This is a genomic window from Streptomyces sp. PSU-S4-23 (assembly GCF_055632315.1).
In genome coordinates this window covers 6000058-6021006 of record NZ_JBVMUU010000002.1, presented here as the reverse complement: position 1 = coordinate 6021006, position 20949 = coordinate 6000058, and the positions used below count along the sequence as shown (strand labels likewise).

19 protein-coding genes and 1 tRNA gene are annotated in these 20949 nt (G+C 71.2%); 2 read left to right on the top strand and 18 right to left on the bottom strand.

Going from position 1 to position 20949, the window contains the following annotated elements; translation table 11 throughout:
* Positions 1-34 precede the first annotated feature (34 nt).
* From ACZ79I_RS27540 to ACZ79I_RS27460, 17 genes are all read right to left on the bottom strand, one after another.
* On the bottom strand, positions 35-472 hold the full coding sequence (locus ACZ79I_RS27540) for a hypothetical protein (protein ID WP_471500415.1): 438 nt from the start codon (positions 470-472) through the stop codon (positions 35-37).
* A gap of 298 nt (positions 473-770) precedes the next feature.
* Positions 771-2099, bottom strand: a complete 1329-nt coding sequence (locus ACZ79I_RS27535; RefSeq protein ID WP_471500413.1) for an MraY family glycosyltransferase — start codon at positions 2097-2099, stop codon at positions 771-773.
* A 127-nt stretch (positions 2100-2226) separates the two neighbouring features.
* The gene (locus ACZ79I_RS27530; RefSeq protein ID WP_471500411.1) at positions 2227-3468 is read right to left on the bottom strand and encodes a serine hydroxymethyltransferase; all 1242 of its coding nucleotides are present in this window, start codon (positions 3466-3468) and stop codon (positions 2227-2229) included.
* A gap of 67 nt (positions 3469-3535) precedes the next feature.
* Positions 3536-4195 carry an arsenate reductase/protein-tyrosine-phosphatase family protein gene (locus ACZ79I_RS27525; RefSeq protein ID WP_471500409.1) on the bottom strand — a complete coding sequence of 220 codons (660 nt, stop codon included), beginning with the start codon at positions 4193-4195 and terminating at the stop codon, positions 3536-3538.
* A gap of 43 nt (positions 4196-4238) precedes the next feature.
* Positions 4239-4886 carry an L-threonylcarbamoyladenylate synthase gene (locus ACZ79I_RS27520; RefSeq protein WP_381090428.1) on the bottom strand — a complete coding sequence of 216 codons (648 nt, stop codon included), beginning with the start codon at positions 4884-4886 and terminating at the stop codon, positions 4239-4241.
* A gap of 82 nt (positions 4887-4968) precedes the next feature.
* A complete protein-coding gene (prmC, locus tag ACZ79I_RS27515; protein WP_471505259.1) occupies positions 4969-5808 on the bottom strand; it encodes a peptide chain release factor N(5)-glutamine methyltransferase in 840 nt (279 codons plus the stop codon).
* Positions 5809-5887: 79 nt separating this feature from the next.
* Complete coding sequence (gene prfA / locus ACZ79I_RS27510) at positions 5888-6955, bottom strand: peptide chain release factor 1 (RefSeq protein WP_471505256.1); 1068 nt, start codon at positions 6953-6955, stop codon at positions 5888-5890.
* 141 nt (positions 6956-7096) lie between these two features.
* Positions 7097-7318 carry a 50S ribosomal protein L31 gene (gene rpmE, locus ACZ79I_RS27505; RefSeq protein ID WP_252422387.1) on the bottom strand — a complete coding sequence of 74 codons (222 nt, stop codon included), beginning with the start codon at positions 7316-7318 and terminating at the stop codon, positions 7097-7099.
* A gap of 147 nt (positions 7319-7465) precedes the next feature.
* The gene (locus ACZ79I_RS27500; RefSeq protein ID WP_471500407.1) at positions 7466-8599 is read right to left on the bottom strand and encodes an LCP family protein; all 1134 of its coding nucleotides are present in this window, start codon (positions 8597-8599) and stop codon (positions 7466-7468) included.
* 380 nt (positions 8600-8979) lie between these two features.
* The gene (locus ACZ79I_RS27495; protein WP_471500405.1) at positions 8980-9741 is read right to left on the bottom strand and encodes an FG-GAP repeat domain-containing protein; all 762 of its coding nucleotides are present in this window, start codon (positions 9739-9741) and stop codon (positions 8980-8982) included.
* Between the two features lie 71 nt (positions 9742-9812).
* Positions 9813-11813 (bottom strand): transcription termination factor Rho, encoded by a 2001-nt coding sequence (gene rho, locus ACZ79I_RS27490; protein WP_471500403.1) that lies wholly within the window; start codon positions 11811-11813, stop codon positions 9813-9815.
* 407 nt (positions 11814-12220) lie between these two features.
* Positions 12221-13138, bottom strand: coding sequence for a homoserine kinase (gene thrB / locus ACZ79I_RS27485; protein WP_471500401.1), 918 nt, complete (start codon positions 13136-13138; stop codon positions 12221-12223).
* Between the two features lie 240 nt (positions 13139-13378).
* Entirely contained in the window at positions 13379-14437 is a 1059-nt protein-coding gene (thrC, locus tag ACZ79I_RS27480) for a threonine synthase (RefSeq protein ID WP_471500399.1), read from the bottom strand.
* Between the two features lie 6 nt (positions 14438-14443).
* Positions 14444-15733, bottom strand: a complete 1290-nt coding sequence (locus ACZ79I_RS27475) for a homoserine dehydrogenase (protein ID WP_471505252.1) — start codon at positions 15731-15733, stop codon at positions 14444-14446.
* A 189-nt stretch (positions 15734-15922) separates the two neighbouring features.
* Positions 15923-17314: a diaminopimelate decarboxylase gene (lysA, locus tag ACZ79I_RS27470; RefSeq protein WP_471500397.1), complete on the bottom strand. Its 1392-nt coding sequence runs from the start codon at positions 17312-17314 to the stop codon at positions 15923-15925.
* 25 nt (positions 17315-17339) lie between these two features.
* On the bottom strand, positions 17340-18584 hold the full coding sequence (nrtL, locus tag ACZ79I_RS27465) for an ArgS-related anticodon-binding protein NrtL (RefSeq protein ID WP_471500395.1): 1245 nt from the start codon (positions 18582-18584) through the stop codon (positions 17340-17342).
* A gap of 285 nt (positions 18585-18869) precedes the next feature.
* Positions 18870-19454, bottom strand: a complete 585-nt coding sequence (locus ACZ79I_RS27460; RefSeq protein WP_471500393.1) for a response regulator — start codon at positions 19452-19454, stop codon at positions 18870-18872.
* Positions 19455-19511: 57 nt separating this feature from the next.
* Here ACZ79I_RS27460 and ACZ79I_RS27455 point away from each other — a divergent pair.
* Positions 19512-19583: transfer RNA gene (locus ACZ79I_RS27455), tRNA-Arg, on the top strand.
* Positions 19584-19745: 162 nt separating this feature from the next.
* On the opposite strand, the gene ACZ79I_RS27450 is transcribed toward ACZ79I_RS27455, so the two are convergent.
* Positions 19746-19997 (bottom strand): hypothetical protein, encoded by a 252-nt coding sequence (locus ACZ79I_RS27450; protein WP_471500391.1) that lies wholly within the window; start codon positions 19995-19997, stop codon positions 19746-19748.
* A 45-nt stretch (positions 19998-20042) separates the two neighbouring features.
* Between ACZ79I_RS27450 and ACZ79I_RS27445 the strand changes: the two genes are divergently transcribed.
* Entirely contained in the window at positions 20043-20918 is an 876-nt protein-coding gene (locus ACZ79I_RS27445; RefSeq protein ID WP_471500389.1) for a hypothetical protein, read from the top strand.
* Positions 20919-20949 lie beyond the last annotated feature (31 nt).

Here is a 20949-nt window from a genome sequence, read left to right as displayed (position 1 = left end):
GATCTCTCAGCCCTCTTTATCCCGGCCCTACCCCTCACGACGTGGAACCCGTCTTCTCGGGCTTCTGGCTCGTCCGGGAGTCGGGGTCGACGTAGAAGATCTTGGCCTTCATGTGGGCGCGCGCCTGCGCCGCCATCCACACGACCGTCGCGACGACGAGGGCGACCGCGAACGTCTTCGGGTTGAAGAGGGACGTGCCCTTGAAGAGGGCCACGAAGATCAGAAGCAGCAGGAGCTGGGCGACGTAGAGCATCAGCCCCATGGCCTGGAACAGCTGCGGGAGCGTTTTTGCCGTCCACTGCAGGACGTACAGCCCGATCCCCATGAAGAGGAGGGCGAGCACCGTCCCGACGGTCGCGCCCAGCGCCCCCTTGCCGCCGGCGACCACACCGCTGACGGCGATGACGAGCGCGCCGACAGCCGCTGTGGGCGCAGCGGTCCGCAGAAGGTTCCGGGCGTCATTGGACGGCATGGCGGCAACTCCGCTTACTGAGGGGGGCAGGGTGTCGTCATGGACGAGCGTAGTCCCGGGCCGAGCACAAGCCTCACGCCGAGGGACCGTCACAGTCGGCCCTTCGGCTCTATCCCGGGGTTCTCGTGAACGGTATCACAAACTATTTGATGCGGTCTTTACCTTGCCGGTGTGCCTGCTGTCACACATGAGAGTGAACCTGCGCGTCTGCGCGAATCGGACGCCGCCTTGTCTGGTATTGAGGTGCTTTGAACCGTCAAGAACGGGCAACGCGTTAGTCGGATTCTTACCTTGCGCGTCAGCGTGACGACTCGGCCTTGCGCCCTTCCAGACGGGGACCGGGGCCCAGGGCGGTCGCCCCGTTGACGCCCGCGGCGCCCGCCCCCACCGGGGTGCGGTGCCCGCTCGGCCCGCCCTCGTGGACGACGGCCGGCATCGGCTGCGCGCCCTCGGCCCGGCGCCGGCGGCGGTAGCGCGGGGGCACGAAGGCCTCGGCCCAGCGCGGGGCCCGCGGCGTGAACCGCGGCAGCAGGAGCAGCACCAGGCCGACCGCGCTGAGGGCCATGATGCCGAGCACGATCCACATCGACGCCGAGTTGACCGAGTACGCCAGGGCGCCGAAGGAGATCAGTGCCGACCAGAAGTACATGATCAGCACGGCCCGGCTGTGCGAGTGGCCGATGTCCAGGAGCCGGTGGTGCAGATGCCCGCGGTCCGCGGCGAACGGCGACTGGCCGCGCCAGGTGCGGCGCACGATCGCGAGGAAGAAGTCGACGACGGGGACGGCGATGATCGTCACCGGCAGCAGCAGCGGGATGTAGACGGGGACGGTCTGGTGGACCGTCGCGCGCTCGGAGCCGGAGAACAGGTTCATCGCGTCCGGGTCCACCTGGCCGGTGACCGAGATGGCGGCGGCGGCCAGCACGAGACCGATCAGCATCGACCCGGAGTCGCCCATGAAGATCCGCGCGGGGTGCATGTTGTGCGCCAGGAAGCCCAGGCACATGCCGATCAGCACGGCCGCGAACAGGGTCGCGGGGGCCGCCGCCTCCAGCCCGTAGCCGTACCAGATGCGGTAGGCGTACATGAAGAACGCGGCCGCCGCGATGCACACCATGCCGGCGGCGAGGCCGTCGAGGCCGTCGGCGAAGTTGACCGCGTTGATCGTGACGACGACCAGCGCCACGGTCAGCAGCGTTCCCTGCCACTGGGTGAGCGAGACCGTGCCGACGCCCGGGACCGGCAGCCACAGGATCGTCAGACCCTGCATGACCATGACGCCCGCGGCGATCATCTGACCGCCCAGCTTGATCAGGGCGTCGATCTCGAACTTGTCGTCCAGAACACCGATCAGCCAGATCAGGGCGGCCCCGGACAGCAGCGCCCGCGGCTCGTTCGACTTGGCGAAGACCTCGTTGAGGCTCTTGAGGTGGTCGGCGACCAGCAGACCCGCGCACAGACCGAAGAACATGGCGATACCGCCGAGCCGGGGGGTGGGTTCCCTGTGCACGTCACGGGCCCGGATCTCCGGCATCGCTCCGGCCACGATCGCGAACTTGCGTACCGGCCCTGTCAGCAGATACGTCACCGCCGCCGTGACGCAGAGCGTCAGCAGGTATTCACGCACGGGCTTCCCCACAGGTCTCGCTGGGCATCCTCAGCCCCACAGCGTAGCTTCGCGTGCATATGGTTGAGGACTAACGGGTAGCGACGATGGTTGCACGTGTGGCTGTGCGCACCGCCGCGTCTGCCCCTCACCGGCCGGGATACGGCGGAAATCCACCGGTCAGCTCCCGCACTTCTTCACGCGCCTTCCTGACGTTCGCCGCGTCGCGCAGCACGGACGCGAAGAGTACGGCGATGCGCGCCATCTCGTCCTCGCCCATGCCCTGCGTGGTCACGGCTGCGCTGCCCAGCCGCAGGCCCCGGGCGTCCCCGTGGGGCAGTACACAGGTGTCCAGGATCATGCCGGCCGCCGCGAGCAGCCCCCGCGCGGTGCGGCCGTCGACACCGAGCGGGGAGGGATCGGCGGTCACCAGATGGGTGTCCGTCCCGCCGGTGGTGACCGCCAGCCCCTCGGCGGCCAGCCCGGCGGCGAGCGCCCGGGCGTTGGCGACCACCTGGCGGGCGTACGCGGCGAAGCCCTCCGTCGCCGCCTCCCCGAACGCGACGGCCTTCGCGGCGATGGTGTGCATCTGGGCCCCGCCCTGGGTGAAGGGGAAGACGGCCCGGTCCACCCGCTCGGCGAGTTCGCTTCCGCACAGGATCATGCCGCCGCGCGGTCCGCGCAGCACCTTGTGGGTGGTGGCGCAGACGATGTCGGCGTGGGGCACCGGGCTGGGCGCCGCCTTCCCCGCGACGAGCCCGATCGGATGGGCGGCGTCCGCGATGAGGTACGCGCCCACCTCGTCGGCGACCTCCCGGAAGAAGGCGTAGTCGATGTGGCGCGGATAGGCGATGGACCCGCAGACGATGGCCTTCGGGCGGTGGCTGCGGGCCAGGGCGCGCACCTGCTGGTGGTCGATGAGCCCGGACTCCGCCTCGACCCCGTAGCCGACGAAGTCGAACCAGCGGCCGGAGAAGTTGGCCGGCGAGCCGTGCGTGAGGTGGCCGCCGTGCGACAGCCCGAGGGCCAGCACGGTGTCGCCGGGCCTGAGCAGGGCGGCGTACGCGGCGAGCACCGCGGACGACCCCGAGTGCGACTGCACATTGGCGTGCTCCGCCCCGAACAGCGCCCTGGCCCGCTCCACGGCCAGGCGCTCGGCGACGTCGACGATCTCGCACCCGCCGTGGTACCTGGCGCCGGGATAGCCCTCGGCGTACTTGTTGGCCAGCGGGGAGCCGAGGGCGGCGAGCACCGCCGGTGAGGTGAAGTTCTCGGCGGCGATGAGCTGCAGCGTCGTCGACTGCCGGGCGAGCTCCCCGAGGAGGATGTCGGCCATCTCGGGGTCCTGCCGGCGCAGCGCGCCGGCCTCCGGGGTGAGGGTGACGGCCATGGTGGGCTCCGGACGTCGGGGGGACGTGGGTCCACTGTAGGCCCGTGGTCCGTGCGCCGCCCGGCCGTCAGGTCCGCGCGCGTACTCCGGTCAGCGCCGTCACCACCGGATCGAGTGCCTGCTGGATCTCGTCCCCGATCGAGCGGAAGAACGGCAGCGGCGCCCCGTAGGGGTCGTACACCTCGTCCGCGTCCGCCGTGGGCGCCAGCAGCCAGCCGCGCAGCGCCGCCGCCGCGCGGACCAGGGCGCGGGCCCGCGCCACCACGCCGTCCTCCAGGGGAGGCAGCGTCGCGGGGTCTATCGCCCGCACCAGTCGGGTGAACTCCTTCAGTGTGAAGGTGCGCAGCCCCGCGGAGTGGCCCATGGAGATGACCTGGGCACGGTGGTCGCGGGTCGCGGTGAGGACCAGGTCGGCGCGGATGACGTGCTCGTCCAGGAGCTCGCGGCCGACGAACCCGGAGGCGTCCGCCCCGAAGTCCGCGAGGACCGCCTCGGCGTTCGCCTCCATGGGCGCGCCCTCGTGGCCCCAGGTGCCCGCGCTCTCCACGATCAGCCCTCCCCACAGCGGGTCCCCCAGCCGGTCCGCAAGGGCGTGCCGGGTCAGCCGCTCGGTGATCGGCGAGCGGCACACGTTGCCGGTGCTGACGTGGAGGATGCGGAAAGCGTCGCGGGGAGGTCCCGGTGGTACCGCGTTCCCCGTCTCGCCCCCGTGGCCTATGCCGCGCATGGGGGTCCCCCCTGCTCATGGGGGTGCTCCCGGTCGGGGGCGGTCAATTCGCCACCTCGAGGTCGGGTACGACCTTGCGCAGCTCCTCGGGGGACAGCGCGCCCTGGCGCAGCAGGACCGGCACCTTGCCCGTGACGTCCACGATCGACGAGGGGACGTTGCCGGGAGTCGGGCCGCCGTCCAGGTAGACGGAGACGGAGTCGCCGAGCATGTCCTGCGCGGCGTCGCAGTTCTCCGGTGCCGGGTGGCCGGTCAGGTTCGCGGAGGAGACGGCCATCGGGCCGACCTCCGTCAGCAGTTCGATGGCGACCGGATGCAGCGGCATGCGCACGGCCACGGTGCCCCGGGTGTCCCCCAGGTCCCACTGCAGGGACGGCTGGTGCCTGGCGACGAGCGTGAGGGCCCCCGGCCAGAACGCGTCGACCAGTTCCCAGGCCATCTCGGAGAAGTCCGTGACGAGGCCGTGCAGGGTGTTGGGGGACCCGATGAGCACGGGCGTGGGCATGTTGCGACCCCGCCCCTTGGCGTCCAGCAGGTCGGCCACGGCCTCCGAGGAGAACGCGTCGGCGCCCACGCCGTACACGGTGTCGGTGGGCAGCACCACGAGTTCGCCACGGCGGACGGCGGACGCGGCCTCACGCAGACCGGTCACGCGGTCGGTCGCGTCGTTGGTGTCGTATCGCCGTGCCATGTCTAGCGGGCCTCCTCGTACGCGTACTGCTGGATGGAAGTCTTCGGAGCGGACGTGCCCCACGCAATGCCGCGCGCCGTGCTCACGGCAGCGCCTTGCGGGCGGTCGCGAAGCGGGGTCGGTTGTTGAGGTCGGGGTGGTCGGCCGCGTCGGCCCAGCCCCGCTCCTCGGTGAAGATCCACGGCACCTGGCCGCCCTGCGTGTCGGCGTGCTCGATGACGACGACGCCACCGGGCCGCAGCAGCCGGTGCGCGGTGCGCTCCAGCCCGCGGATGAGGTCCAGTCCGTCCTCGCCGGAGAACAGGGCCAGCTCCGGGTCGTGGTCACGGGCCTCGGGCGCGACGTACTCCCACTCGGTGAGCGGGATGTAAGGCGGGTTGGAGATGACCAGGTCGACCTGCCCGTCGAGGTCGTGGAAGGCGTCCCGGGCGTCGCCCTGGCGCAGGTCGACCCTGGAGCCCGCCATGTTCCTGCGGGTCCACTCCAGGGCGTCCTCGGACAGTTCCACGGCGTGCACGCGCGAGCGCGGCACCTCCTGGGCGAGGGCGAGCGCGATCGCGCCCGAGCCGGTGCACAGATCGACGATCAGCGGCTCGACGACGTCCATCGCGCGCACGGCGTCTATCGCCCAGCCGACGACCGACTCGGTCTCCGGGCGCGGTACGAACACCCCGGGCCCGACCTGGAGTTCCAGGTAGCGGAAGTAGGCGCGCCCCGTGATGTGCTGGAGCGGCTCGCGCGCCTCGCGGCGGGCGATGACCTCCCAGTAGCGGGCGTCGAAGTCCGCGTCCTTCACGGAGTGCAGCTCGCCCCGCTTGACGCCGTGCACGAACGCGGCGAGCTCCTCCGCGTCGTTGCGCGGCGAGGGCACGCCCGCGTCGGCCAGCCGCTGGGTGGCCTGGGCCACCTCCGCGAGCAGCACGCTGCGGGAGACCGGGGGCCGCCCCCCAAGATTCTGCTGCACGCTGGTCCTCCGGTGCTTGGTCCTTACGTACGGGTCCTTACGCGGCTGCGAGCTTGGCGGCCGAGTCCGCGTCGACGCATGCCTGGATCACGGCGTCGAGGTCGCCGTCCAGGACCTGGTCCAGGTTGTACGCCTTGAAGCCGACGCGGTGGTCCGAGATGCGGTTCTCCGGGAAGTTGTAGGTGCGGATCTTCTCGGAGCGGTCCACGGTGCGGACCTGGCTGCGGCGGGCGTCGGCGGCCTCCCTCTCGGCCTCCTCCTGCGCCATGGCGAGCAGCCTGGAACGCAGGATGCGCAGCGCCTGCTGCTTGTTCTGCAGCTGGCTCTTCTCGTTCTGGCAGGAGGCGACGACCCCGGTCGGGATGTGGGTGATGCGCACGGCGGAGTCGGTCGTGTTGACGGACTGGCCGCCGGGGCCGGAGGAGCGGTAGACGTCGATGCGCAGGTCGCTGGGGTTGATCTCGATGTCGACCTCCTCCGCCTCCGGTGTGACGAGCACACCGGCCGCCGAGGTGTGGATACGGCCCTGCGACTCCGTCGCGGGCACACGCTGCACACGGTGCACCCCGCCCTCGTACTTCAGGCGGGCCCACACGCCCTGGCCGGGCTCGGTGTGACCGCGGGACTTCACGGAGACCTGGACGTCCTTGTAGCCGCCGAGCTCGGACTCGGTGGAGTCGATGATCTCGGTCTTCCAGCCGACGCGCTCGGCGTACCGCAGGTACATGCGCAGCAGGTCGCCGGCGAACAGGGCGGACTCGTCACCGCCCGCGCCCGCCTTGATCTCGAGGATGACGTCCTTGTCGTCGCTGGGGTCGCGCGGGACCAGCAGAAAGCGCAGCTTCTCCGTCAGCTCCTCGCGCTGCTTCTCCAGCTCCTTGACCTCGGCGGCGAACTCCGGGTCGTCGGCGGCCAGTTCACGCGCGGTCTCGATGTCGTCGCCGGTCTGCCTCCAGGAGCGGTACGCGGCGACGATCGGGGTGAGCTCGGCGTAGCGCTTGTTGAGCCTGCGCGCGTTGGCCTGGTCGGCGTGGACCGACGGATCGGCGAGCTTCTTCTCCAGGTCGGCGTGCTCTCCGACCAGTTCCTCGACCGCCTCGAACATCTCCGGCTCCCATGCGATGTCCCCCGCCCGGGCGAGCGTCTGGGACGTGTGTACGACGAACAGTGGCTGCACCGCAAAGCGCCGGTCCCGGCGCCCCCGCTGGATCCTGCGGGGGCACCGGAGACCGGCGCTGTGGGCTCGCTACTTCTTGGCAGCGGCAGCCTTGCCGAAGCGGGCCTCGAAGCGGGCCACACGGCCACCGGTGTCGAGGATCTTCTGCTTGCCCGTGTAGAACGGGTGGCACTCGGAGCAGACCTCGGCCCGGATCGTGCCGGAATCGATCGTGCTGCGGGTGGTGAACGACGCGCCGCAGGTGCAGCTGACCTGCGTCTCGACGTACGCGGGGTGGATGTCGCGCTTCAAGGTGTCTCCTAGATTCCGGGAGGGCGCCGGGTCGCGGCCGCGGGGTGCGGACGCGTGAACCGGAACCGACGCACCAGTCTGCCAGGACTGGCCGTATCCCCCAAAACCGGGGGCACAGGCGATCTATTCCCGCTCGCCCGCGACCGCTCACGAGGAGGTCACGACGCCCTTGGCCTCGCCCGTGGCCGTTCCCCTCGTCGCGCTCGCCGGGATCGGCGCGTCGTTCCTCAGGGCGTCCCACACCAGCCCGGCCCCGGCCGTCGCCATGATGACGCGGTTGGGGTTCGCCGGGTCGTACCGGACCGGCATCGTCACCATGGTCATGTGCGAGGAGCCGATGTCCTTCAGCCCGCCCGCGAAGGACGCCAGATCCCTGACGGAGGCCAGGCCGGAGTCGGTGGTGACGGCCTTGGTCGCGGTGTCGGCGAGCTCCACCAGCCTGGCCGGGTCGGACAGGGCGCCGAGGTGCCCGACCCGGTCGACGAGGGCCTTGACGAATGCCTGCTGGAGCTGGATGCGGCCGAGGTCGGAGCCGTCGCCCACGCCGTGCCGGGTGCGGACCAGGCCGAGCGCCTGCCGTCCGTCGAGGGTGTGGGTGCCGGCCTTGAGGTCGAGGTGGCTGCTCTTGTCGTCGATGTCCTCGGTGGTGGTCACGCGGACGCCGCCGAGGTCGTCGATCAGCTTCCGGAAGCCGGTGAAGTCGACCTCGATGTAGTGGTCCATGCGGATGCCGCTGATCGACTCCACGGTCTTCACGACACAGGCGGCGCCTCCGACGGAGTACGCCTCGTTGAACATGGAGCCGGGGGCGGCAGCGTGGGTGACGCCCTTGGTGTCGGTGCACTCGGGGCGGTTCACGAGGGTGTCGCGCGGGATGGACACCACACCGGCCCGCTTGTGTCCCTTGTAGACGTGCACGATCATCGCCGTGTCGGAGCGGGCGCTGCCGTCGTCGGTGCCGCCGCCCAGCGCCCTGTTGCCGCCGGAGCGGCTGTCCGAGCCGAGGACCAGGATGTTCTCGGAGCCGTTGTCGATCTTCGCGGGCCGGTCGTTGCCCAGGGCCTGGTCGATGTCGACGCTCTTGATGTTGCCGCTGAGCTTGACGTACAGGTAGCCGACGCCGGTGCCGCCGAGCACGAGGATCCCCGCCGCGATCCAGGCGGCGACGAGGAGGGGCCTGCGCCGTGTGCCGCGCTCCCCTCGGCGGCCCCCGGTCCGGTGGGGCCGGCCGCTCGCGGCGTCCTCGGGTATGCCGGAGTCCGGCGTGCTCTCGGCGGGCATGTGCTCCTCGGTCCTGGTCCGGTCGGTCACCTGGCGAGTGACCCCATCGCTCCATGGTCACTCCGACCGGTCAGACGGAGAAACCGGGAGAAGGGTTGCACAATGCCCCGGCACACGCCGCCACGGCGCCCCGCGCGGAGGTCTCGACCCTCCCCGGAGCGCGCCCGAACCCTCCCCGGAACGCGCCCGAACCCGCCCCGGAACGCGCCTGGACGCTCCCCGGAGCGCACCTGGGCCCCCGAACGCACCCTGGACACTCCCCGGAGCGCGCCTGGGCCCGCCCGCGGCCGGCCCGGGTCCCCGGGTCCGCGCTCGTACGGCTCAGGGCCGCCCCCGTCGCGGGAGCGGCCCTGAGCACTGTTGCGGCGGTGCCGGCGGGATCAGCCGAAGAGGTTGAAGGCTCCCCAGCCGCTGCCGACCTTGACCCGGCTCTTGAACACGGCCGGGGCCGTGCCGGTGCCCTTGTACAGCCACAGCACACCGGAACCGTCCCGCGCCAGCAGGCCGGGCCTGCCGTCGCCGGTGATGTCACCGGCGGTGGCGAAGGTGTTGTACGTGTTCCAGCCGCTGCCGATCTTGATCCGCGTACCGAGCGCCCGCGAGGCGGTGCCCGTGCCCGGGTACAGCCACAGGACGCCGTAGCCGTCCCGCGCCAGCAGGTCGGGCTTGCCGTCGTTGTTGTAGTCGCCCTTGCCGGTGATGGCGTAGCTCGACCAGCCGCCGCCGATGCGGATCGACTCGTAGCGGTCGCTGCCGTTGAACGCGAAGTCGTACAGGACACCGTCCGAGGTGCGGTACAGGTAGTCCTGGTAGAAGTCGCGGTTCAGGTCGGCCTGGCGCACCAGGCTCAGTCCGCTCCAGTCGCCCAGCGAGACGCGGTTGCCCAGGTAGGGCACCTTGTCGCCGAGCGAGTAGTACTCGTGGGCCTGACCGGCGGGCGTGCGGGCCGCCGGATCCGCTTCAGCAGGTCGGCCTGAGAGGCGCTGGGCTTCTCGGTGGCGGCCGGCCGGGGCGGGAGCGGGGTCGTGCCGGACGCCTGGGCGGGTGCGGCCGCGAGGACCGTTCTGCCCGGAGCGAGTGCGGCGGCAGCCGCGGGAAGAGCCAGGTGCGGTCTTCGGGAAGTAGATGTGCTGATCGCACAAGCCAGAAGTCCCGCCCCGTCACCCAGGTGACAGAGCGGGACTTCACAGCACCGCGGACGGCCGGCCTCGGCTCAGTCGCCGTTGCCCGGAGCCGGCGTCGTCTTCTGAATCTGCATCAGGAACTCGACGTTCGACTTCGTCTGCTTCATCTTGTCGAGGAGCAACTCGATCGCCTGCTGCTGGTCGAGCGCGTGCAGCACCCGGCGCAGCTTCCAGACGATGCCGAGTTCCTCGGCGCCGAGCAGGATCTCTTCCTTACGGGTGCCGGACGCGTCCACGTCCACCGCCGGGAAGATGCGCTTGTCGGCGAGCTTCCGGTCGAGCTTGAGCTCCATGTTGCCGGTGCCCTTGAACTCCTCGAAGATCACCTCGTCCATGCGGGACCCGGTGTCCACCAGGGCGGTGGCGAGGATGGTCAGCGAGCCGCCGTCCTCGATGTTGCGGGCCGCGCCGAAGAAGCGCTTCGGCGGGTACAGCGCGGTCGAGTCGACACCACCGGACAGGATGCGGCCGGACGCCGGGGCGGCAAGGTTGTACGCACGGCCCAGACGCGTGATCGAGTCGAGCAGCACGACGACGTCGTGGCCCAGCTCGACCAGCCGCTTGGCGCGCTCGATGGCGAGCTCGGCGACCGTGGTGTGGTCCTCGGCCGGGCGGTCGAAGGTCGAGGAGATGACCTCGCCCTTGACCGACCGCTGCATGTCGGTGACCTCTTCCGGACGCTCGTCGACGAGGACGACCATCAGGTGGCACTCGGGGTTGTTGTGGGTGATCGCGTTGGCGACCGCCTGCATGATCATGGTCTTGCCGGTCTTCGGCGGGGCCACGATCAGACCGCGCTGGCCCTTGCCGATCGGCGACACCAGGTCGATGATCCGGGTGGTCAGCACGCCCGGGTCGGTCTCCAGGCGCAGCCGGTCCTGCGGGTACAGCGGGGTCAGCTTGTTGAACTCCGGGCGGCCGCGGCCGTGTTCGGGCGCCATGCCGTTGACGGAGTCGAGGCGGACCAGCGCGTTGAACTTCTCGCGGCGCTCGCCCTCCTTCGGCTGGCGGACCGCGCCGGTGACGTGGTCGCCCTTGCGCAGGCCGTTCTTGCGGACCTGGGCGAGGGAGACGTACACGTCGTTGGGACCCGGCAGATAGCCCGACGTGCGGATGAAGGCGTAGTTGTCGAGGATGTCCAGGATGCCCGCGACGGGGATCAGGACGTCGTCCTCGGCGAGCTGCGGCTCGGCGATCTCGTCGCGGCCGCGGCGGCCCCGGCGGTCGCGGTAGCGGCCGCGGCGGCCCCGGCGGCCGCCCTCGAAGTCGTCGTCGTCCTGACGGTCCTGACGGTCCTGGCGGTCCTGACGGTCCTGCCTGCCGCCGCCCTGCTGCTGGCCCTGCTGCCGGCCCGGCTGGCCGCCCTGGCCCGGCTGCTGGTCGTCGCCCTTGCCCCGGCGGTCACGGTCACGGCCGCGCTCGCGGCGGTCGCGGCGACGGCCCTCGCCGCCCTCACCGGCGTCGCCCTGCGGCTGCGCCTGCTGGGGCTGGGCCGGGGTCTCGGCCTTCGGCTCGCCCTTCGCCTCGGCGGTGACGGTCTCGGGGCTGCCGGCCTCGGCCGTGGCGCGGCGACGGCGGCGCTCCGCGCCTGTGTCGTCGCCGGCTCCCTGGCCGGGGATCTCGATCTGCTGCGTGGCCGTGGCCACGGCCTGCTCGGCCTTGGGCTCGGCCGCCGCGGCGGCCTCGTCGCCGGTACGGGTCCGGGAGGTGGCCCGGCGCTTCGGCTTGGCCTCGGTGGCGTCCGCGGCCTTGGCCGCGCCTCCTCCCCCGGCGCCCGAAGCGGCCTGGGAGGCACCCCCGGCCTGCGCCTCCTTGATGACCTCGATCAGCTGGCTCTTGCGCATGCGCGCCGTGCCCCTGATACCGAGGCCCGATGCGACCTGCTGCAGCTCGGCCAGCACCATGCCCTCGAGGCCGGTACCGCGGCGCCGCCGGGAGCCGGCACCGGTGGCAGGCGCGGAGGCGTCCGTGGCGGGCGCGGCAGCGGTCTCCTCGACACGTGCGCCCATCAGATCGGTGGTGTCGCTCACGAAGGGTCCTTCCCTGGAGCGGACGTCGGCCTGTCTGGCTCGGCGACCGGTTGTGCTGTCCGGCTTCGGTCCCGTCTGGGTGGACCGTGCCGGGGCGGTGGTCCGCCAAAGCGGCGGAGGAAATATCTGGTGATGGCGCTTCCCGAAGCCGTGGCACCCGGTTTTGTGTCACGCGGCTCGGTCACGCCGATTCCGGAGCGTGCTCGGCAACCCGCTCAGCATCCGCGTACGACGTACCGCGCGCGTACGAGATACGGAACACAGGGCGACTTGGGAGGCTCCCGGAAGAATGGTTGTCCCGGACGGGGACACGAAGCACCTCGCCATGGCGGGGTCGGGTGCAGACTTGAGGTTAACACTACCGGATCCAACAAACATTCCCCCTCTCGAAATCCGGCAACCGTGTGTCAGGGCGCAAGCGGCAGCACGCTCGCTCCCTGGCTGTCCAGCTCCAGCCGGTTGGCGGCCCAGCCCTCGCCCGCCAGGTCGGCCACCTTGTCGGCGCTGTCGCCGTCGGCCAGCGCCAGGACCGTGGGGCCCGCGCCGGAGATCACCGCGGGAATCCCGTCCGCCCGCAGCCGCTCCACGAGCGCCGCGCTCTCGGGCATGGCCGGGGCGCGGTACTCCTGGTGGAGGCGGTCCTCGGTGGCGGACAGCAGCAGCTCGGGGCGCCGGGTGAGGGCCTCGACCAGCAGGGCGGCGCGGCCGGCGTTGGCGGCGGCGTCGACGTGCGGCACGGCGCGCGGGAGCAGTCCGCGGGCCGTTTCGGTCAGGACCGGCTTTCCGGGTACGAAAACCACCGGAACGATGGAATCGGCGGGGTCCAGGCGGATCGCCCGCGCGGCGCCGCGCTCCATCCAGGAGATGGTGAAGCCGCCGAGCAGGCAGGCGGCGACGTTGTCCGGATGGCCCTCGATCTCGGTGGCGAGCTCCAGGAGCGCGGCGTCGTCGAGCCGGCTGTCGCCGCCTATCGTCACCGCGCGGGCGGCGACGATGCCGGCGCAGATGGCGGCGGAGGAGGAGCCGAGGCCACGGCCGTGCGGGATGCGGTTGGCGCAGACGATCTCCAGGCCGCGCGGCTGCCCGCCCAGGACGTCGAAGGCGGCACGCAGGGACCGCACGAGGAGGTGACTCTCGTCACGCGGGAGCGTCTCGCTGCCCTCACCTGCGATGTCGATGTGCAGCCCGGAGTCGGCAACCCGGACGACCACGTCGTCGTAGAGCCCCAGCGCGAGGCCGAGGGCGTCGAAGCCCGGGCCGAGGTTGGCGCTGGTGGCGGGGACGCGCACCCGGACGGCGGCGGCGCGGAAGGCTGGACCGGCCATCGCTCGATGACTCTCCTTGAGCTGCGTGATGGTCGAATGACATTCGATACGTGCGGAAGACCCGAAGGCCGCAAGGACGGCGCGGCACCGCGGCATATGCGGCGGGCGGGTTCAGTACAGCCTATCGAAGGAAGGTTCTGTGGCGACATAGGGCGCACAGGAGGCGCACGATGCGTGTCGTAAGCCCCCTGTGCCCCCTCTGTCGGGTGCCAACAGGGTTATCCCCCGCAAACGGCCCGGTTACGCGAGTCCGAGCCGCTCGGCCGCGGTCGCCGCGTCCACCGGGACCGTGACCGGCCGCGGGGCGCCTGCGACGGCCCAGTCGGGGTCCTTGAGGCCGTTGCCGGTGACCGTGCAGACGATGGTCTGGCCCGGGTCGACCTTGCCCTGCTCGGCGGCCTTCAGCAGACCGGCCACGGACGCCGCGGAGGCGGGCTCCACGAAGACGCCCTCCTGCGCGGCCAACAGCCGGTAGGCGCGCAGGATCTCACGGTCCGTCACCTCGTCGATGAGGCCGCCCGACTCGTCCCGCGCCGCCAGGGCGTACTTCCAGGACGCCGGGTTGCCGATGCGGATGGCGGTGGCGATGGTCGACGGGTCCTTGACGACCTCGCCGCGCACGATGGGTGCCGAACCGGACGCCTGGTAGCCCCACATCCGCGGGGTCCGCCCGGCGATGCCGTCGGCCGCGTACTCCTTGTAGCCTCTCCAGTACGCGGTGATGTTGCCCGCGTTGCCCACCGGCAGGACATGGATGTCGGGCGCCTCGCCGAGCATGTCCACGATCTCGAAGGACGCGGTCTTCTGGCCCTCGATGCGCACCGGGTTGACCGAATTGACCAGCGCGACCGGGTAGTTGTCGGACAGCGCCCGGGCGAGCGTGAGGCAGTCGTCGAAGTTGCCGTCCACCTGGAGGATCTTCGCGCCGTGCACGAGGGCCTGGCCCATCTTGCCGAGCGCGATCTTGCCCTGCGGCACGAGGACGGCGGACACCATGCCCGCGCGCACCGCGTAGGCGGCGGCGCTCGCGGAGGTGTTGCCGGTGGAGGCGCAGATGACGGCCTTCGCACCCTCCTCCTTGGCCTTGGAGATGGCCATGGTCATGCCGCGGTCCTTGAAGGACCCGGTGGGGTTGGCACCCTCCACCTTGAGATGGACGTCACAGCCGGTGCGCTCGGAGAGCACCTGCGCGGGCACGAGCGGCGTACCGCCCTCGCGGAGGGTGACGACCGGCGTACCGTCCGACACCGGCAGCCGGTCCCGGTACTCCTCGATGATTCCGCGCCACTGGTGGGTCATTGCTGGTTACTCTCCTTCAACCCGCATGATGCTGGCGACACCCCGCACGGTGTCGAGGCTGCGCAGCGCCTCGACGGTCCCGTCCAGGGACGCGTCGGACGCACGGTGGGTGACGACGACGAGGGATGCCTCCCCGTCCTTGCCCTGCTGGCGAACCGTATCGATCGAGACGTCGTGCTCGGCGAACACGGTCGCGACCTGGGCGAGAACACCCGGTTTGTCCGCGACGTCGAGGCTGATGTGGTACCGCGTGACGACGTCCCCCATCGGCGAGACGGGCAGGGCGGCGTACGCCGACTCACCGGGCCCGGTGGCACCGCTGAGCCGGTTGCGGCACACGGCGACGAGATCGCCCAGAACGGCGGACGCGGTGGGCGCACCCCCCGCGCCGGGCCCGTAGAACATGAGCTGACCGGCGGCGTCGGACTCCACGAAGACGGCGTTGTACGCACCGCGCACGGAGGCGAGCGGGTGGGTCAGCGGAATCATGGCGGGGTGCACGCGCGCGGTGACCGAGCCCCCGTCGGCGGCGCGCTCGCAGATCGCGAGCAGCTTGATGGTGCAGCCCATCTCCTTCGCCGAGGCGAAGTCGGCCGCGGTGACCTCGGTCATGCCCTCGCGGTAGACGTCGTCGAGGCGCACACGGGTGTGGAAGGCGATCCCGGCGAGGATGGCGGCCTTGGCGGCCGCGTCGAACCCCTCGACGTCGGCGGTCGGGTCGGCTTCCGCGTATCCCAGGGCGGTGGCCTCGTCGAGGGCCTCCTGGTACCCGGCCCCCGTGGTGTCCATCTTGTCGAGAATGAAGTTGGTCGTCCCGTTGACGATACCGAGCACCCGGTTGACCTTGTCGCCGGCGAGGGACTCGCGCAGCGGCCGGATCAGCGGGATGGCCCCGGCGACGGCGGCCTCGTAGTACAGGTCCCTGCCGTTCTCCTCGGCCACCGCGTGGAGCGCGGCCCCGTCCTGGGCGAGGAGGGCCTTGTTGGCGGACACGACCGACGCGCCGTGCTCGAAGGCGGTGGTGATGAGCGTACGGGCGGGCTCGATCCCCCCGATGACCTCGACCACGACGTCGATGTCGCCGCGTTTGACGAGGGCGGTGGCATCGGTGGTGATCAGCTCGGGGTCGATGCCCTCACGCACCTTGGAGGGCCTGCGGACCGCGACCCCCGCCAGCTCCACGGGCGCCCCGATCCGCGCCGCGAGGTCGTCGGCGTGCGTCGTCATGATGCGCGCCACCTCTGAGCCGACAACCCCACAGCCCAGCAGCGCCACCTTCAGCGGACGCGTACGCATCATCCGACCTCGTTTCCTCATGCGGTCTACGGTTTGACCAGTCTCACTCACCGGACGGGAGTTTCTGCCCTTCGTCCGGATCGTGAGACGTTTATTTCATTTTGTCAGCGGCGGTGAACAGGAAGATCTTCCGCCGCCCCCGGCCCCTGCTCCCGGCTCCTGCTCCTGCTCCTGCTCCTGCTCCTGCCGTCACCCGACGTCGAGGCGCAGGAGGTCCTCCTCCGTCTCGCGACGGACGATCACGCGGGCCTCGCCGTCGCTCACGGCGACGACGGGCGGACGCAGCACATGGTTGTAGTTGCTGGCCATGGACCGGCAGTACGCACCCGTGGCCGGCACGGCGATGAGATCACCGGGCGCCAGGTCCGCGGGCAGGAAGGCGTCGCGTACGACGATGTCCCCGCTCTCGCAGTGCTTGCCGACGACGCGGCTCAGCATGGGCTCGGCGTCGGAGGCGCGGGAGGCGAGGGCGACGCTGTACTCGGCGTCGTACAGCGCGGTGCGGATGTTGTCGGACATGCCGCCGTCCACGGAGACGTATGTGCGCAGCCCGTCGAGGGGCTTGATGGTGCCGACCTCGTACAGCGTGAAGGCGGTCGGCCCGACGATGGCGCGCCCGGGCTCGACGGAGATACGCGGGGTGCGCAGCCGCGCGGCCTCGCACTCCCGGGAGACGATCTCACCGAGGGCCTTGGCGATCTCGTGCGGCTCACGGGGATCGTCGTCGCTGGTGTACGCGATCCCGAGCCCGCCGCCGAGGTCGATCTCGGGGAGTTCGACGCCGTGCTCGTCCCGGATGTCCTTGAGGAGCCCCACCACGCGGTGGGCGGCGACCTCGAACCCGGACATGTCGAAGATCTGCGACCCGATGTGGCTGTGGATCCCGACGAGTTCGAGCCCGTCGAGCCGCAGCGCACGCCGCACGGCCTCGGCGGCCTGCCCGCCGGCGAGCGGGATCCCGAACTTCTGGTCCTCGTGGGCGGTGGCGATGAACTCGTGCGTATGGGCCTCCACCCCGACGGTGACCCTGATCTGCACCCGCTGCCGCCTGCCGAGCGACTCGGCGATGTGGGCGACGCGCACGATCTCCTGGAAGGAGTCGAGGACGATGCGCCCGACACCGCTCTCGATCGCCCGGGTGATCTCCTCGGTGGACTTGTTGTTGCCGTGGAACGCGATGCGCTCGGCGGGCATGCCGCCGGCGAGCGCGGTGGCGAGCTCACCGCCGGAGCACACGTCGAGGTTGAGCCCTTCCTCGTACAGCCAGCGCACGACGGCTCGGGAGAGGAACGCCTTGCCGGCGTAGAAGACATCGGCGTCGGCCCCGAAGGCGGAGCGCCAGGCCCGGGCCCGGGCCCGGAAGTCGGCCTCGTCGACGAAGTAGGCGGGAGTCCCGAACCGCTCGGCGAGCGTCTTCACGTCGAGACCCCCGACGGTCACGACGCCGTCGTCGCCGCGGCCGACGGTCTGGGCCCACACCTTGGCGTCCAGGGCGTTGAGGTCGGCGGGCGGGGCGGAGTAGTGGCCCTCGGGCAGGACATCGGCGTGGCGGGGCCCGGCGGGGTGTGCTGAACGGCTCATGACGGTCGGTGCTTTCTCGCGGGTCTCAAAGGTAGTCGGGGGCACTGATGCCGAGCAGGGACAGACCGCCGGCCAGCACCGTCCCGGCGGCTTCGGCAAGGGCGAGCCGGGCCCGGTGGGCGGCCGAGGGTTTCTCGTCGCCGAGCGGGAGCACGGTGTGCTGGAAGGCGAGCAGGGCGTCGGCGACACCGACGAGATACCGGGCGAGCCGATCGGGCGCGCGGTGGGCGGCCGCCTGGGTGAGGGTGGGGGGGTAGGCGGCGAGGGTCTGGAGTAGGGGCGTGGCGTCGGCCGGGTGTGGTCCGCGTGTCCCTTCGGCCGGGTGGGGTCCGCGTGTCCCATCGGTGGTGTGGGGTCCGTGTGTCCCATCGGTGGTGTGGGGTCCGTGTGTCCCATCGGTGGTGTGGGGTCCGCGTGTCCCATCGGCCGTGTGGGGTCCGAGTGTCCCGTCGCAGACATCGCCGGGGACGGCGTCGAAGCCCAGCCGGGCGGCGTTGCGGGCGAGCGCACGGGCGCGGGCATGGGCGTAACGGACGCGGAAGAGGGGGTTGCTCTCGCGCTGCAGCAGATGGTCGGCGGTGATCCGGGGCCGGTCGTGCAGGGCGGGGTGGAGCAGGGCCCAGCGGGCGGCGTCGGCGCCGAGCGGGGCGGGATCCTCCGGGGCGGGGACGGGGCGGAGGTCGACGGGCTCTCCGGGGCGCGCGTGGTGGACCTCGGCGCGGCCGCCCTGGGTGGCGATGACGCGGACGAGGGTGTCGGCCACCACTTCGGCGCGGATGTCGTAGGGGATGCGGAGTCGGATCACCTGGTGGGTGAGGGTGGGGGTGTGACCGTACGGGGTCGGGGTGTGGCCGTGCGGGCCGGCGGTGCGGTCGCCGGTTCCGCCGCCGGGACGGCCGTGCCGGCCGCCGGGGCTGCCGCCGGGACGGCCGCCTCCCCCGCTGCGGCGGTCGAGGATCTCGCGGACGAGGGCGCTGGTGGCGGTGGCCCGTTCGAGGTGGATGTTGAGGAAGCCGGGCCCGGTGATCTCGACGTCGGCGATACCGGCCGTGCCTCGGATGTGGGGCCGCAGAATCTCGGCGACGTCGAGAGGGGCCCGTCCGGCCGGGCGGGAGAGCTGAAGGGCGATGTTGGTGGCGTAGTCGCCACGGCCACCGGGCCCGGGCGGAGTGACCACGGCACGTGCGGGCACGGGCACGCTCAGTTCCCCGCCGTCCACAGCAGTACGCACCGCGCGCAGCACGGTACGGGAGAGCTCGACGGGAGTCACGGGACAAGGGTATGGGAGGAGGGGGGTGGGTATGCGAGCAGGTTTGGCTTGGGTCCGGGATGTGGGACGGGGGGCTGACGTGGGACTGCGGATGTGGGACGGGGAGCCGGTGTGGCACTGCGGATGCGGGACAAGGCAGTGGCACGGGCGCACTGGGATGGGGGTGCGGTGGCTTGCGTAGGGCGGCTGCGGAGCCATGGGGGCGGACGGCGGGGGCCGCAGGCCGCGGAGGAGCGGGGACCACGGGCTGCCCGGAAACCGATGGCCGATGACCGATGACCGACCTCAGCCGCCGGCACACCCGGCGTGGCCTGCCCGCCCGGCGCGCCCGGACGCGCCCGGTTCCACCTCGAAGGCGCCCCCGACGGCGGACGGACCCACATCGCCCGGCCCTCGACGCTCCATCAGTTCCCTCACAAGCCGTACGAGTTCAGTCGGCTCGAAGGGCTTGGCGAGAAACGCGTCGACGCCGACACCGAGACCGCTCTCGACCTCGTGCTGCGTGCAGGCGCTGATGATGGCGAGGGGCAGATCACGCGTACGGGGGTCGGCGCGAAGCCGCGCGGCGGTCCGCAGCCCGTCGAGCCGCGGCATGACCACGTCCAGGGTGATCAGATCGGGCCGCACCTGATGCACGACGTCCAGACACTCGGCACCGTCAGCCGCGGTCACGACCTCGAGACCCTCCAGTTCGAGGTTGACCCTGATCAGCTGCCGGATGACCTTGTTGTCGTCCACAACAAGAACCCGGCCGGACGCGCCTGACACAACTCGAGAGTAGGTGGGCACCGGGGGTCGCGTCCGGGTTTTCCCCACTTCCACCCCGTCCGGGGGAGCCGCACCCGGCGGGACCCCCAGGAAACCGTTCATGACGAGGCCGACAGAGCTGGTAGGGTTCTACCCGTCGCCGCGAACACCGCGAGACACGCCCCCGTAGCTCAGGGGATAGAGCAACGGCCTCCGGAGCCGTGTGCGCAGGTTCGAATCCTGCCGGGGGCACCCAGCATGAGGTGCCCAAAGACCCCGTCACCAGCGGAAACGCTGAGGCCGGGGTCTTGTTGCATGTGCAGGCAGACGCCGCCGGAAGCAGGCGTTTGCCAGTGATCACGTAATGACGACGTAATGATCTTGGGGAGTCAACTAGCAGGTCAGCACCCCAAATCACTCGTCTTTGCTGGCCATGACGATGGCAGCCACCGCACCCGCAGCAGCGATCAAGACTGCAATGATCAGGTATGGAGGAGCAGCGTCCCGGCACCCCGGCCACTCGTGGAAAGCCGCGGAGACCGCCGCTCCGCATGAATACGTCCCTCCGTCCACCTCGCTTGTGAAACTGACCGGCAGCAGCGCGACAACGAAGGCGGTGGCACCAGCAGCTACAGCAACGCCCGCAGCAGGAATCTTGGAACTCATTGGAAATTCTTGGCACACGTTGGTTTCTGCGCTAAGCTGCCCCGCATGGCGGCATCACTGGAGGAGCTCGAGCAGCGCCTGTCCCACCTGCGCACCGAGCTGCGCGGTGCCGTGCGCGCACGGGACAAGGCCGAAACCGCACGCATCCGTCGCGCGTTGCGCGAGGCCGAGGTCGCATGGGAGCACGCCCTCGAGTCCGAGGCGGGACCGGACGGCGAGGCACTCCTGACCGAATCCCCGACCCCGGAGGCATCGGCAACCACAGGCGAACCACGCCGCAAGGAGCGCCCGACGCACGGCTCCATCCCGATCCGCGAACAGGTTCACCAGGCACTCACCCTGCTGGGCGCCCCCGCCTCCCCGAAGGTCATCTCGTCCACGTACGAGGCGTTCTTCACCGAGCCGCTGGTCGCCACCAAACTCGCGTCCCTCCGCCGCGACGAGGAGCGCTCCTTCACGGCACAGGGCTATGCCCGCCCGTACTACATCTGCGCGGCGCTGACCCACGACCGTCTCGTCCCCGCACGCGGACTCCTGGCCCTGTCCACCTGGCCCGTGGAACGGCGGATCATCGGCCCGCTCAGCCCGCGCGCCGACTTCCTCACCCACGCGGTGGGAACCGCCGAGCAGATCCAGCGACTCACCACCGCCGGGCATCCGGCCCCGGACGCCGCCTGGCGGCTGCTGCGCCGGTTCGCCCTCACGATCCCCGGTGCCTACGACGCCGCGGCCCCGGAACCCGACCCCGCCCGCGTGATCGCGGCCGCCCGCGCCGAAGCGGCCGTCCACCAGCAGGAGGACGACCAGCAGCGACAAGCGGCCGCGCAGCGCGCCCGCACCCAACTCGTCGACACACAGCAGTTGTTCGGTGCGGCGCCGATGCGTGACGCCCTGCGCGACGCGGGTGGGACCCTGTCCTGACGCCCCCTTCCCGACGGCGATGACGTCAGAC